17 protein-coding genes are annotated in these 12,127 nt (G+C 35.0%); 7 read left to right on the top strand and 10 right to left on the bottom strand.

What is annotated here, in order from left to right:
• Positions 1–174 precede the first annotated feature (174 nt).
• The 4 genes from DF947_RS03640 to DF947_RS03625 all read right to left on the bottom strand — a co-directional run bounded on the left by DF947_RS03640 (position 175) and on the right by DF947_RS03625 (position 2,550).
• The gene (locus DF947_RS03640) at positions 175–669 is read right to left on the bottom strand and encodes a glycosyl-4,4'-diaponeurosporenoate acyltransferase CrtO family protein (RefSeq protein ID WP_167397992.1); all 495 of its coding nucleotides are present in this window, start codon (positions 667–669) and stop codon (positions 175–177) included.
• A 117-nt stretch (positions 670–786) separates the two neighbouring features.
• A complete protein-coding gene (locus DF947_RS03635; RefSeq protein ID WP_109928296.1) occupies positions 787–1,329 on the bottom strand; it encodes a hypothetical protein in 543 nt (180 codons plus the stop codon).
• Between the two features lie 38 nt (positions 1,330–1,367).
• On the bottom strand, positions 1,368–1,940 hold the full coding sequence (locus tag DF947_RS03630; RefSeq protein ID WP_158526223.1) for a DUF3575 domain-containing protein: 573 nt from the start codon (positions 1,938–1,940) through the stop codon (positions 1,368–1,370).
• Between the two features lie 37 nt (positions 1,941–1,977).
• Positions 1,978–2,550, bottom strand: coding sequence for a DUF3575 domain-containing protein (locus DF947_RS03625; RefSeq protein WP_109928294.1), 573 nt, complete (start codon positions 2,548–2,550; stop codon positions 1,978–1,980).
• A 111-nt stretch (positions 2,551–2,661) separates the two neighbouring features.
• On the opposite strand from DF947_RS03625, the gene DF947_RS03620 reads away from it, so the two are divergent.
• Positions 2,662–3,615 (top strand): bifunctional helix-turn-helix transcriptional regulator/GNAT family N-acetyltransferase, encoded by a 954-nt coding sequence (locus DF947_RS03620; protein ID WP_109928293.1) that lies wholly within the window; start codon positions 2,662–2,664, stop codon positions 3,613–3,615.
• Between the two features lie 51 nt (positions 3,616–3,666).
• Here the strand turns inward: DF947_RS03620 and kdsB are convergent, their stop codons facing one another.
• From kdsB to trpS, 4 genes are all read right to left on the bottom strand, one after another.
• A complete protein-coding gene (kdsB, locus tag DF947_RS03615) occupies positions 3,667–4,455 on the bottom strand; it encodes a 3-deoxy-manno-octulosonate cytidylyltransferase (RefSeq protein WP_109928292.1) in 789 nt (262 codons plus the stop codon).
• A gap of 2 nt (positions 4,456–4,457) precedes the next feature.
• Positions 4,458–4,655: a DUF5808 domain-containing protein gene (locus DF947_RS03610; RefSeq protein ID WP_109928291.1), complete on the bottom strand. Its 198-nt coding sequence runs from the start codon at positions 4,653–4,655 to the stop codon at positions 4,458–4,460.
• A gap of 72 nt (positions 4,656–4,727) precedes the next feature.
• The gene (locus DF947_RS03605) at positions 4,728–5,342 is read right to left on the bottom strand and encodes a deoxynucleoside kinase (protein ID WP_109928290.1); all 615 of its coding nucleotides are present in this window, start codon (positions 5,340–5,342) and stop codon (positions 4,728–4,730) included.
• 116 nt (positions 5,343–5,458) lie between these two features.
• The gene (trpS, locus tag DF947_RS03600; protein ID WP_109928289.1) at positions 5,459–6,457 is read right to left on the bottom strand and encodes a tryptophan--tRNA ligase; all 999 of its coding nucleotides are present in this window, start codon (positions 6,455–6,457) and stop codon (positions 5,459–5,461) included.
• 618 nt (positions 6,458–7,075) lie between these two features.
• On the opposite strand from trpS, the gene DF947_RS03595 reads away from it, so the two are divergent.
• From DF947_RS03595 to DF947_RS03570, 6 genes are all read left to right on the top strand, one after another.
• A complete protein-coding gene (locus tag DF947_RS03595) occupies positions 7,076–7,801 on the top strand; it encodes a lysophospholipid acyltransferase family protein (protein ID WP_109928288.1) in 726 nt (241 codons plus the stop codon).
• Position 7,802: 1 nt separating this feature from the next.
• Positions 7,803–8,093, top strand: coding sequence for an Asp-tRNA(Asn)/Glu-tRNA(Gln) amidotransferase subunit GatC (gene gatC / locus DF947_RS03590; protein ID WP_109928287.1), 291 nt, complete (start codon positions 7,803–7,805; stop codon positions 8,091–8,093).
• A 53-nt stretch (positions 8,094–8,146) separates the two neighbouring features.
• The gene (locus DF947_RS03585) at positions 8,147–8,905 is read left to right on the top strand and encodes an ABC transporter ATP-binding protein (RefSeq protein ID WP_109928286.1); all 759 of its coding nucleotides are present in this window, start codon (positions 8,147–8,149) and stop codon (positions 8,903–8,905) included.
• Positions 8,906–8,994: 89 nt separating this feature from the next.
• Positions 8,995–9,543, top strand: a complete 549-nt coding sequence (locus DF947_RS03580) for a cob(I)yrinic acid a,c-diamide adenosyltransferase (protein WP_109928285.1) — start codon at positions 8,995–8,997, stop codon at positions 9,541–9,543.
• Between the two features lie 85 nt (positions 9,544–9,628).
• On the top strand, positions 9,629–9,850 hold the full coding sequence (locus DF947_RS03575; RefSeq protein ID WP_010603503.1) for a DUF2795 domain-containing protein: 222 nt from the start codon (positions 9,629–9,631) through the stop codon (positions 9,848–9,850).
• Between the two features lie 188 nt (positions 9,851–10,038).
• The gene (locus DF947_RS03570) at positions 10,039–10,197 is read left to right on the top strand and encodes a lmo0937 family membrane protein (protein ID WP_109928284.1); all 159 of its coding nucleotides are present in this window, start codon (positions 10,039–10,041) and stop codon (positions 10,195–10,197) included.
• Between the two features lie 110 nt (positions 10,198–10,307).
• Here DF947_RS03570 and DF947_RS03565 read toward each other — a convergent pair whose 3' ends face one another.
• Complete coding sequence (locus DF947_RS03565) at positions 10,308–10,973, bottom strand: 2-C-methyl-D-erythritol 4-phosphate cytidylyltransferase (RefSeq protein WP_109928283.1); 666 nt, start codon at positions 10,971–10,973, stop codon at positions 10,308–10,310.
• 84 nt (positions 10,974–11,057) lie between these two features.
• Positions 11,058–12,107, bottom strand: coding sequence for a tRNA preQ1(34) S-adenosylmethionine ribosyltransferase-isomerase QueA (gene queA, locus DF947_RS03560; RefSeq protein WP_109928282.1), 1,050 nt, complete (start codon positions 12,105–12,107; stop codon positions 11,058–11,060).
• Positions 12,108–12,127: the final 20 nt, after the last annotated feature.

Raw genomic sequence — 12,127 nt, 5'->3', positions numbered from 1 at the left:
GTGTTTATCAGAATTTTAAAAAATAAAACAAAAAAAATATAGGTAAGAAAATTAAAGTTTGAGGCTTTTGGCAACACAAGTCCCGTTTTTCGCTAAATCTTTTTCGCAATTTTTAATTGCAAAATCCAAGTTTGTACTTCGAAAAAGTATACCGCTACAACCGGGTTTAGTAACTTAAGCCTGTTGTTTGAAAGAAGGGTTAATTCGATTAAAAACCAGCTTTAGCTTATCAATTCTACGCTTATTTTCTTGCTGCAATAGGGAAGGATATAAATTCATCAGGATATTTACCAACATCATAATCAACGCAGACATGTAGTTGCTTTTTACAACCGCCACGATTGCAAAAATCGCCACGAAGCCAAATGCAATTAGATGGTTAATCTCAGCTAAGGTCATTTCTTTCCGTAATTGATCTAATTCGGAAAGTTCGATTTTCCTTTTCATTTTAAGATTTGGATTGAAAAATTTAAAGAAAGTATTCTTTACAATCCATTTTACAATTCCAATCCCAATTCGTTTGTTCAGCTTTTTGCTTTTAATAAAATTTAATGAGGTTAAATTTTTATCGTAGAATGTTGTTTTAATTAAAAAAGCATTAATAATCATCCCGACTATCCAGGAAATAAATGTTATTGAGATTCCAAAAGTTAAATATTTAACGATCATTTATATTTTAATCTAACAATGCAAAGCAATTGGTTAGTTTTTGCTGGTTAATAAATATATGCTAGATAAATTTCTGTTAGCCATCTCGGCAGAGTTTAAGCTATTTATGTTCAGTGATTAACAGCAATTGTAATAGATTTTAACTTTATGCTCTTTTTCACTCCAGGCAATATAAAGGTTATTTTCCTTGCCCAAACGATATTTGAAGCCATTTAACCCCGATTTTTTAAGCTCCTCGTAAAGCGCTTTATCGGGAACATAATTATCTGCTTTATCTTCTGGCATTACGGCAGGTTCAAGAAAATTATCATCACTAAAAAAATCATCGGCAATGGTTTTCAAAAAGATAATCTGATCTTTTTCTTTGGTTAAATCTACGTTTGGATCGGTGCTTCCCAATAATTCAGTGCCTTTTATTTTCGTACTGTATATTTCTTTTCCTTCAACATTTTTTATGGTGAAATTCAAAACCATATCCTCTGGTGTTCGGCCCGTTAATTCTATCTTAAACGTATCAAGCGTTTTTAAGCTCGAAAAAGATTTGGTAATGCTTTGGTTAACATTTTTAAACTCAATAGAGCCTGCATCTTTTTTGTTGTTGGAATTGCAAGCAGTTAATGCAAATAGGCAAATAATAATCAGGAGCGAAAAATTTCTCATATTCAAAACTACTAATTTTAGCTTTAATAATAATTCCGTCAAAAATAATATCCAACTGAAAGCCATAATTGGAAATCGAAGTAGCCTTTTGGGATAGCATATTGGGTATAATTGGTTGTGCTTATGTATTTTCCGTAACCAATTCCGGTCGATCCTTCTAATGCAAATCTTTTTCCAGGTATAAATAAAATGCCAAAATTTCCACCTACTCTTACTGAGCTTGCTTCAAAATTCTTCTCTTTTTGGTTAAAAAGCCACGATTCATAATAGCCATCTCTAACTATCTTTCTGTTTAAATTGCCTATGTAAGCACCATAAAAAGGAATAGCATCCCTTGTCTTTATTTCACGAGTGTATTTTTTTGCCCTCAATAAAAAGCCGTCGTATTTATAGTAGTGGCCAATATTAAGTTCTCCACTAGTGTATGATAACTCCAAGCCATATTTTTTGGCAAATGTTTTTTCGATGGAGATTGTTGGTCTTTTAGCAACCAAATTTAATAGGTTGGTTTTAAGCAAGAATCCACTCTGCTCTTGTGCCTTCACCGAAGAGATTAAAATTACGAATAGAATGAAACTTATGATATAGTTCTGGAGCGGGAAATTTGTCATTTCTAAAATTTCTAATTTAGCTTTAATAATATTTTCATCAAAAATAATATCCAACTGAAAGCCACAATTGGAAATCTACATAGCCTTTTGGAGGTGCGCTGTAAATTGGATTACTTTTCATATTGAAGTATTTTCCATATCCAAAACCCGTTAATGCTTCTAACGTTAAATGTTTGGCAGGAATAAACATCACTCCAAAATTTCCACCAAAACGAACCGAGTTCGCTGTAAAATCTCTAGTAGCCGTTGAGGTATCAAAAAAACCTTCCCCACTTCGACCTTGATTTTGAATCGTTTTTTGTAAAGAACCTACGTAAAGGCCATAAAAGGCATTTGCTTCTCGCTTTTCAATTAGAACCAAATACTTTTTTGCTCTAAGTAAGAAACCTTCATATTCATAATAATCCCTCGAAAACGTATGTCGAAATTCGCCTGATGAATAGGATAATTCCAGGCCATATATATTCGAGAATGTTTTTTCAACGGATATAGACGGTCTTTTGGCTACTAAATTTAAAATGTTGGTTCTAACAATTAATCCACTTTGCTCTTGGGCATAAGCTAAATTTGTAATGTAAGTACAGATAAATATCAGGAATACTTTTTTCATACCAAGGAATAAGCTGTCCTAAAATATAAAATAAATTAATCCAAAAAATGAGTATTGATAAATTGATAGATGATTGTAAATTTGCGTAATTGATTACGTAATTAATTTTTTATGGATTTTTTTGAAAGTACCGGTAAGGTAGCTATAGGAAGTAGGTTAAGGATGTTAACGGATAAGGTTACTGAAGATGCATCTCAAATTTATAAACTCTACGATATAGATATGCAACCCAAATGGTTTCCCGTTTTTTATTCTTTATCAAAAGGCGAGGGAAAAACAATAACCGAGTTGGCAAAAGCGATTGGGCATTCCCACCCATCTGTTAGTAAAATTATTAGCGAGATGTTGCAAAGAGGATATGTTTTAGAAAAAAAAGATAAAACTGATGGCAGGAGAAATGTTGTAAGCTTATCTAAAAAAGGGCAGGAGGTTGCGGTCAAAATTCAGGATCAACTTATAGATGTAAATGCAGCAATTGAGGAATTATCTGCTCAAACCCGCAATAAGCTTTGGGAAGCCATTGGTGAATGGGAATTTTTGCTGGAGCAAAAAACGCTTTTAAGAAGAGTTATGGAAAAGAAAAAAGACCGAGACAGCATAAATGTAGAGATCATTGATTATCAACCAAAATATCAGGAGATTTTTAAGGCACTAAATGAAGAATGGATATCTACCTATTTTACCATGGAAGATGCAGATTACAAGGCTTTGGATAATCCGCAGGGTTATATTTTGGATAAAGGCGGTTATATCCTAATCGCATTGTATAATGGAGAGCCATTGGGTGTTTGTGCGCTGATTAAAATGGACGATAACGAATATGATTATGAATTGGCGAAGATGGCCGTTTCGCCCAAAGCACAGGGAAAAAATATTGGTTTTATGTTGGCAAGCGCAGTTTTGGAAAGAGCCAAATCTTTAGGTGCATCAAAAGTTTATTTGGAAAGCAATACCATTTTAAAGCCTGCAATTAATCTGTACAATAAGTTGGGTTTTCAAAAAGTTGCAGGTAAGCCAACGCCATACACGCGATGCAACATTCAGATGGAATATATTATGAAGTAAATAACAGCAGATTTACATTATTACTTGTAAATCTGCAATTATCTCTTATAGTTACTCTAATTTCAAAGCTTTTAATAGCTTGTTTAATTTTTTAAGATCTTCAGGCGTATCAATGGCAACAGTTTCCAAATCGGTTACTTTGGTTTGAATGTAAAATCCATTTTCTATCCAGCGCAACTGTTCCAAACTCTCCGCAATTTCTAAAGATGATGGTGGTAGTTTGGTAATGGCTTTTAAAGATTCGCTTCTGTAGCCATAAATGCCAACGTGTTTATAGAATTGGTGTTTTTCTGCCCAAACGCCCGGTTCTCCATTTCTGATAAAAGGAATCGGACTTCGGCTAAAATAAATTGCTCTTCCGTTTACATCAATAACCACCTTCGGACTATTTGGATTGTATACACTTTCCTGGCTTTCTATTGATTTTATTAAGGTAGCTAATTGTACTTTTTCTTCGGTAAAGCAACTTGCAAGTAGATCAATCTGTGCAGGCTCAATAAAAGGCTCATCGCCCTGTATGTTTATTACGATATCATATTCAGGCAATTGCTCTGCAACTTCGGCACATCTATCCGTACCACTTTGGTGTGTGGATGCTGTAAAAATATATTCTCCACCAAACCTTTTAACTTCTTCTGCAATTCTTTCATCATCGGTAGCAATAACCACTTTTGATAAACTTTCTGCTTTCATGGCTTGCTCATAAACCCTTTGTATCATGCTTTTTCCAGCAATATCAACTAAGGGTTTGCCCGGAAAGCGGGTAGAGGCATAACGAGCTGGAATAATTCCAATAATACCTAAATCTCCTAAAAGAGACTTTGAATTTTTATCACTCATATTTATTTTTGATAACGTGCATAAACAATGAATGCCAAAATTAATCCAACTATAAGGTAGGAAACTGGTTTAGCAAAATTTAATGTCCATCCAAATAATTTTAAGCGTTTAGGCACAAAAATTCTTGGGTCTTTTACATTATAATAGAAAAAACCCCACTTCCAGTTTTCAGAATTTTCTTGTTGAAAGTCTTTTTCCATTATTTAGCCTATAAATTTAAAGTTTTGCATTTCCAATTTGCGTGTAGCTCCCCCTTCAGGGGGATGGGGGGCTTAAAACAAACCGTTAATTTCAGCTTCAATGGCTTGAATTACAGTACCCAAATCTTCAGGATTGTTGGTGAAATCTAATTTATCCTTATCTAAAATTAATAATTTGCCCAGGTTATAACCTTTAATCCAAGCTTCGTATTTTTCGTTCAGTTTAGAAAGGTAATCGATACGGATTCCGGCCTCATATTCGCGTCCACGGCGTTGAATGTTATTTACCAAAGTTGGTACTGATGCACGTAGATAAACCAATAAATCTGGCGGTTTTATAAACGAAGTGATATTGTCGAAAATAGCCCGATAGTTATCATGATCTCTAGTCGTCATCAAAGCCATATCGTGCAGGTTCTCAGCGAAAATATGCGCATCCTCATAAATGGTTCTATCCTGAATAACGTTTCTTTTATTGACTTCGATTTCTGTAATTTGTTGGAAACGGCTGTTTAAAAAATAAATCTGGAGGTTAAAACTCCAACGTTTCATGTCGCTGTAAAAATCTTCCAGATAAGGGTTATTGTCCACAGCTTCGTATAAAGCTTCCCATCCATAATTCTTTGCCAGCAAACCTGTTAAAGTAGTTTTGCCAGCGCCTATATTTCCTACGATTGCTATGTGCATATTTTTAGATATGAGATATGAGATATGATATGTTAGAATTTTGACTGAAGGTTAGCAATTTGTTTCAACTTTAGGTCTAATATCTAACTTCTATCTTCTCAAATCTATTAAAATTATTAAAAACTTTTAAATCCGATTAAGTTACGTACTTCTCTAATGGTTTTTTGAGCACTTTCACGTGCTTTTAATGCACCGTGTTTTGCTACTTGACGCAAATAAGTTTCATCTTTTGATAACTCTTCAATACGCTGGCGAATTGGTGTGTTGAAAATAATCATATCTTCTGCCAACTGCTTTTTCAAATCTCCGTAACGGATCTGCATTTTGTTGTACAGGTTATCAAAATGTTCTATTGTATCTGCTGTAGAAACAATTTTCATTAAATCAAATAAATTCTGAATGGCTTCAGGTTTAGTTTGATTTTCTTCCGTTGGTCCGCTGTCACTTACCGCTCTAGCCACTTTTTTGCGAATGACTTCAGGGCTATCTGCCAAATAGATACAGTTTCCATCTCCATCTGATTTGCTCATTTTTCCTTTGCCTTCCAGGCCTGGTACTTTTACCAAGTTTTCAGAATAGTTAAACGCAAATGATTCAGGGAAATAATCTGCATTGTATAATCTGTTAAAACGGTTCCCAAAAGTTCTGGTCATTTCCAAATGTTGCTCCTGATCTTTTCCTACGGGTACTTTCGTAGCTCTGTGAATTAAAATATCTGCGGCCATTAGCGTTGGATACGTTAATAAACCAGCATTAACATTCTCAGGGTGAGAACGGATTTTATCTTTAAATGATGCACTGCGCTCCAACTCGCCTAAATATGCATTCATATTTAAGTATAAGTAAAGTTCCGAAACCTCTGGAACATCAGATTGTACATAAATTGTTGTTTCCTCTGGATTAATTCCACAAGCCAAATACTCCACTAAAACATGTTTTACGTAACCATGTAAATCGCCGGGAGTTGGATGTGTGGTTAAAGAATGTAAATCTGCAATAAAAAAATAGCAGTTGTAATCGTACTGCATCTTTACAAAATTGGTTACCGCACCAAAATAATTACCCAAATGTAGCTTTCCTGTTGGCCTAATGCCACTCACCACTGTTTCTTTCATAATGGCACGAAATTAAAAATAAAAAGCAAGCAAAGTATATTATAGATTTAATTTTATCAGTTTCTATGAATTTACGAAGTTGATTCTCCATATCGACTTACGAAGTTTCGAAGGGCGGTGTTTCGGGGAACTTCGTCAGTCTCGTCAAATGAATCTTTTAAAACTTGGGGAGTCAATCTCCATACCGACTTACGAAGTTTCGAAGGGCGGTGTTTAGGGGGGAACTTCGTCAGTCTCGTCAAATAAATCTTTTTAAACTTGGAGGGTTCAATTTCCATACCGACTTACGAAGTTTCGAAGGGCGGTGTTTCGGGGGAACTTCGTCAGTCTCATCAAATAAATCTTTTTATATCTTGGGGATCTCAAAATCGACTTACGAAGTTTCGAAGGGCGGTGTTTCGGGAGGAACTTCGTCAGTCTCGTCAAATAAATCTCTTTAAAACTTGGAGGGTTTAATTTCCATATCGACTTACGAAGTTTCGAAGGGCGGTGTTTCGGGGAACTTCGTTAGTCTCATCAATAAAAAAAAACTTCGAATGCAGGATTTCTAAGTAAAAAATGCACCTCATTTAATCCGGGTTATTAAATATCAAACTAATTTATATTTTTGATACATCTATGATTCACTTTCTAAGGCAAGTACACCGAATATGGTTTTTATTCTGGATACTTTTTTTCTTCATTCTTTTTTATCCGATGTACTATCTCACATCGCGAGATCCTAAGTATTATACTCTACTTAATTTTTGCAGAAAAGCCAATAGTTTTTTGTGCAGTCTTTTTTCTGGAGTAGTTTTCAATTATAAATACGAGCAAAAATTAGATTATAATCAAACGTATATTTATTGCGCAAACCATACCTCTAACCTGGATATAATGGTTTTTTGCATCATGTGCCACGGGAAATTCCATTTTATGGGAAAAGATGAATTGCTGAATAACCCAGTTTTGGGCATCTTCTTTAAAACCATCGATATTTCGGTAAATCGGGACAGTAAAATTTCTGCATTTCGTGCCTTTAAAAAAGCGGGTGAAAATTTAGAAAAGGGGATGAGTCTGATCATTTTTCCAGAAGGAAAAATAGATGATCATTATCCGCCCAAATTAGGAGAGTTTAAAAATGGACCTTTTCGCTTGGCAATCGATAAAAACATTCCATTGGTTCCGGTAAGTATTGTAAACGTTTGGCAAATAAACTGGGATGACGGTGCCAAGTATGGAAGTAAGCCGGGAATTTGCGATATTTACGTCCATAAACCCATTGATACTTCGGAACTGGCAGATGTGGATTCGGACGTGTTAAAAGAAAAAGTTTTCCAACTGATTGATAGTAAGTTAATTTAACATGAATTTAGACGCAAAAACAATTCACAAAATAGCCGATTTGGCAAGAATTCATATCGATGAAAAAGAAGTAGATACTTTAATTCCTGAAATGAATAAAATTCTGTCGTTCATGGAAAAGTTAAACGAACTTGATACCTCGAATGTTAAACCCCTGGTTTACATGAACGAATCTGTTAATGTTTGGAGAGAAGATGTTGTTAAACAAGAAATATCAACTGCAGATGGAATAAAAAATTCAGCCAAACACACCGATCAATTTTTCATGGTTCCCAAAATTATTGAAAAGTAATTTAACCTACCTGTAACATCTCGACCATTCAGCTTGTCTAAAAAAGAAAAAACATGGAGAAACCGCTCATTACTATAAAAGAAATTGGTCGTAAATATGTAATTGGAACAGAAGTGATACACGCTTTAAAATCTGTTTCGTTGGATATTAACAAAGGAGAATTTGTGGCTTTAATGGGTCCTTCCGGTTCGGGTAAATCAACACTGATGAATATTTTGGGTTGTCTGGATACTCCATCCAGCGGTACATACATCTTAAACGGAACCAATGTAAGCCATATGAGCGATGATGCACTTGCTGAAGTTCGAAATAAGGAAATCGGATTTGTATTCCAAACATTTAACTTACTTCCAAGATCAACTTCCTTAGATAATGTTGCGCTTCCATTAATTTATGCTGGGGCAAGTAAAAAAGATCGAGATGCCAGGGCATCGCAAGCATTAGAAAATGTTGGATTGGGTAATCGTATGGATCACAAACCCAATGAGCTTTCGGGCGGACAGCGCCAGCGTGTGGCGGTTGCAAGGGCGCTCATTAATAATCCTTCAATTATCCTTGCCGATGAACCAACGGGGAATTTAGATACAAAAACCTCAATCGAAATTATGGCTTTACTTGAAGAAATTCACAGTAAAGGGAATACAATTATTTTGGTAACACACGAAGAGGACATTGCTCAACATGCACATCGCATTGTGCGAATGCGTGATGGATTGATCGAAAACGATTACGAAAATGATGAGGTAAAATCAGTTTCTCCACGCCTGCAGGCCCTAAAAGATAGTGGAAGCGATTGGGAAAAAATTAATTAAAGCGTTGAAAGTTTAAAGTGAAAAGTTTAAAGATTTGTATGCTGAAGCTTTAAGTTTTAACTTTTTACTTTTCACCTTAAACTTTTTAAATGAAAATCTATACTAAAACGGGCGACAAGGGGCAAACATCATTAATTGGTGGAACCCGTGTATCAAAATATCATCTCCGCATAGAGGCTTATGGAACCGTAGACGAACTCAATTCTTATATTGGTTTAATTATGTGCCAAGCAATTGATACCCACCATCAGCTGTTGTTAAAAGAAATTCAGGATAGGCTTTTTACAGTTGGCGCTTCTTTGGCTACTGACCCTGAAAAATCCAAAATGAAAATTCCAGATCTTCATGAAACAGACATCACATTATTAGAAAATGAAATGGATGCCATGAATGAAACATTACCTGAGTTAAAACATTTTGTTTTGCCTGGTGGAAATACGGTAGTTTCTTACTGCCATATAGCCCGTTGTGTTTGTAGAAGAGCAGAGCGTTTAACGGTAGAACTTGCTGGAAATAGCTTTGTAGATGAACGTGTAACCATTTATTTGAATCGATTGAGTGATTATTTATTCGTTTTGGCACGAAAACTGAACTATGATTTTAACGTGGAAGAAAACATTTGGATACCGCGTATTTAATAGTTGAAAAATAAGTTTGTTTTGCTCAAAAATTTTAATATACTTTGCGCATTATTAAGAACAAGAATTTAATTGAATTGAAGATATGTATTGGACATTAGAATTAGCATCGCACTTGGAAGACGCACCATGGCCTGCAACTAAAGATGAATTAATTGATTACGGTATCCGTTCTGGTGCCCCGGTTGAAGTTATTGAGAACCTACAGGCATTAGAAGATGACGGTGAGCCTTATGAGACAATTGAGGAGATTTGGCCGGATTATCCAACTAAGGAAGATTTCTTCTTTAACGAGGATGAATACTAAAATCTAAAAAAGATAAGAGCCTTCCAATCAGAAAATTGGAAGGCTTTTTTTTGCTCTTTTCATTATATTTTTTTACCTCTTTTAGCTCTATCAAAAAAAAATATTATTAACTTTTATTACATTTTTTAAACAAAGTTTAAACCTGCGTGTTAATACATCAAACTTAATTACTTAAAAAAATTAACACTATGGGAAATTTATTGTATTTGGTCGCAGTAGTATTGGTAATACTTTGGGTCATAGGATTTGTGTTTCACGGCTTCGGCGATGTGGGCGGAATAATTCACGTTTTATTGGTGATCGCAGTAATTGCAATCTTGCTTAAAGTGATAGGCAGAGCAACATAAGAATATAAAAGCGAGCATTATTGATTTATAAGCCCAGCTTGAAATTAATAAAACTTAAAAAGGGAATCTCAGTTATGGGATTCCCTTTTTTTATGTTAGATACATTTGTTTTATTTTTTTAAAAGCAATTCTGCCAACTCCAGATCTATCGGATAGGTGATTTTAATATTGTTGCGTTCGCCTTCTATAATGTTAATTTCATAACCTATTGATTCTACTACACTTGCATCATCAGTAAAGCTGTTATTAAACTCCTGTCTATAGGCCTCTTTTAGAACAGGCAAACTAAAAGTTTGTGGAGTTTGTACAAGATAAATTTCATTGCGTTTTAAGGCAGAGGTTTTATCTGCCCTAAGCATCCTTACGCTATCGCTAGATTGAACAGCTGCAATTACGTTTCCTAATTCTACAGCCTTGTTAAAACAGCTATCGATCAGGGTTTTTGAAATTAAAGGACGAACAGCATCATGTATAGCAACAAAACTTTCTTCCTCAATAGAGTCAATTGCATTTTTAACAGAATGAAAACGTTCTGTGCCTCCTGCAATAACTTGGTGTGGAATGCGGAAATTAAATTCCTCGCATAACCTAGCCCAGTAATTATGCTGTTCTTGATTTAAGACAATTAAAATTTTGGGTTGGGAATCGCTTAATGCAAAAGCTTTTACGGTATGCATTAAAACCGGAAGGTTATTAAGCAACAAAAATTGTTTTGGGGTTTCAGTCTGCATCCGATTACCAGAACCGCCTGCTACAATTATAGCGTAGTATTTCATTATCAAAAAAACCAAGTATTTAGTATCAAGTAGCAAGTAGTAGAGCTTAATCGAGATACTTGATACTTAATACTTGAATCTAATCTAGATAATTAGCATGGCATCGCCATAGCTATAAAATTTATATTTTTCTTTTACAGCAACCTCATAAGCGTTCATTACGTTTTCGTAACCGCCAAATGCACTTACCATCATCAATAAAGTAGATTCAGGTGTGTGGAAATTGGTAATCATCGAGTTGGCAATACTGAAATCGTAAGGAGGGAAAATAAATTTACTTGTCCAGTCATTTGCCGATTTTAAAGTTCTGTTGGCAGAAACTGCAGATTCTATGGCACGCATAGATGTGGTACCCACTGCGCAAATTTTTCTTTTTTCTTCTAAAGCCCTATTTACAATATTAGCATCTTTTTGCTCAATAATAAATTGCTCAGAATCCATTTTGTGTTTAGTCAAATCTTCAACTTCTACAGTTCTAAAAGTTCCTAAACCAACGTGTAAAGTAACCTCGGCAAAATTGATTCCTTTAAGCTCCAAACGTTTCATCAACTCACGGCTGAAGTGTAAACCAGCAGTTGGAGCTGCAACAGCACCTTCATGTTTGGCAAAAATAGTTTGGTAACGTTCTTTATCTTCGGCAGTGGCTTTACGTTTAATGTATTTAGGAAGAGGTGTTTCTCCTAAAATTTCTACGTTTCTTCTAAATTCCTCGTCAGTTCCTTCGAACAAGAAACGGATGGTACGGCCACGAGAAGTGGTGTTATCCACAACTTCAGCAACTAATAAATCGTCATCACCAAAATACAATTTATTGCCAACGCGGATTTTACGAGCTGGATCTACCAGAACATCCCATAAACGAAGCTCTTTATTTAATTCACGTAACAAGAAAACTTCGATTGTAGCACCTGTTTTTTCCTTGTTTCCATATAAACGGGCAGGAAAAACCTTAGTGTTGTTTAATATCATTACGTCTTGGTCATCGAAATAACCTAAAACATCTTTAAATATTTTATGCTCAATTTTACCGCTGTCCTTATGCAAAACCATCAAACGTGCTTCGTCGCGTTGTTCGGCCGGATTATTGGCAATAAGAGATTCTGGTAAGTTGAATTTGAATTGTGATAATTTCATTCCTGATGAATTTTTTGAGG

It is taken from the genome of Pedobacter paludis, from assembly GCF_003173575.1.
Classification (GTDB): domain Bacteria; phylum Bacteroidota; class Bacteroidia; order Sphingobacteriales; family Sphingobacteriaceae; genus Pedobacter; species Pedobacter paludis.
The sequence above is the reverse complement of the archived record's forward strand: the minus strand, read 5'-3'. Positions and strand labels throughout refer to the sequence as shown.

Bases quoted from the DNA above. Each gene is read 5' to 3' on its own strand.
- DF947_RS03640 (WP_167397992.1), bottom strand. From the start codon at position 669: ATGATCGTTAAATATTTAACTTTTGGAATCTCAATAACATTTATTTCC.
- DF947_RS03635 (WP_109928296.1), bottom strand. From the start codon at position 1,329: ATGAGAAATTTTTCGCTCCTGATTATTATTTGCCTATTTGCATTAACT.
- DF947_RS03630 (WP_158526223.1), bottom strand. From the start codon at position 1,940: ATGACAAATTTCCCGCTCCAGAACTATATCATAAGTTTCATTCTATTC.
- DF947_RS03625 (WP_109928294.1), bottom strand. From the start codon at position 2,550: ATGAAAAAAGTATTCCTGATATTTATCTGTACTTACATTACAAATTTA.
- DF947_RS03620 (WP_109928293.1), top strand. From the start codon at position 2,662: ATGGATTTTTTTGAAAGTACCGGTAAGGTAGCTATAGGAAGTAGGTTA.
- kdsB (WP_109928292.1), bottom strand. From the start codon at position 4,455: ATGAGTGATAAAAATTCAAAGTCTCTTTTAGGAGATTTAGGTATTATT.
- DF947_RS03610 (WP_109928291.1), bottom strand. From the start codon at position 4,655: ATGGAAAAAGACTTTCAACAAGAAAATTCTGAAAACTGGAAGTGGGGT.
- DF947_RS03605 (WP_109928290.1), bottom strand. From the start codon at position 5,342: ATGCACATAGCAATCGTAGGAAATATAGGCGCTGGCAAAACTACTTTA.
- trpS (WP_109928289.1), bottom strand. From the start codon at position 6,457: ATGAAAGAAACAGTGGTGAGTGGCATTAGGCCAACAGGAAAGCTACAT.
- DF947_RS03595 (WP_109928288.1), top strand. From the start codon at position 7,076: ATGATTCACTTTCTAAGGCAAGTACACCGAATATGGTTTTTATTCTGG.
- gatC (WP_109928287.1), top strand. From the start codon at position 7,803: ATGAATTTAGACGCAAAAACAATTCACAAAATAGCCGATTTGGCAAGA.
- DF947_RS03585 (WP_109928286.1), top strand. From the start codon at position 8,147: ATGGAGAAACCGCTCATTACTATAAAAGAAATTGGTCGTAAATATGTA.
- DF947_RS03580 (WP_109928285.1), top strand. From the start codon at position 8,995: ATGAAAATCTATACTAAAACGGGCGACAAGGGGCAAACATCATTAATT.
- DF947_RS03575 (WP_010603503.1), top strand. From the start codon at position 9,629: ATGTATTGGACATTAGAATTAGCATCGCACTTGGAAGACGCACCATGG.
- DF947_RS03570 (WP_109928284.1), top strand. From the start codon at position 10,039: ATGGGAAATTTATTGTATTTGGTCGCAGTAGTATTGGTAATACTTTGG.
- DF947_RS03565 (WP_109928283.1), bottom strand. From the start codon at position 10,973: ATGAAATACTACGCTATAATTGTAGCAGGCGGTTCTGGTAATCGGATG.
- queA (WP_109928282.1), bottom strand. From the start codon at position 12,107: ATGAAATTATCACAATTCAAATTCAACTTACCAGAATCTCTTATTGCC.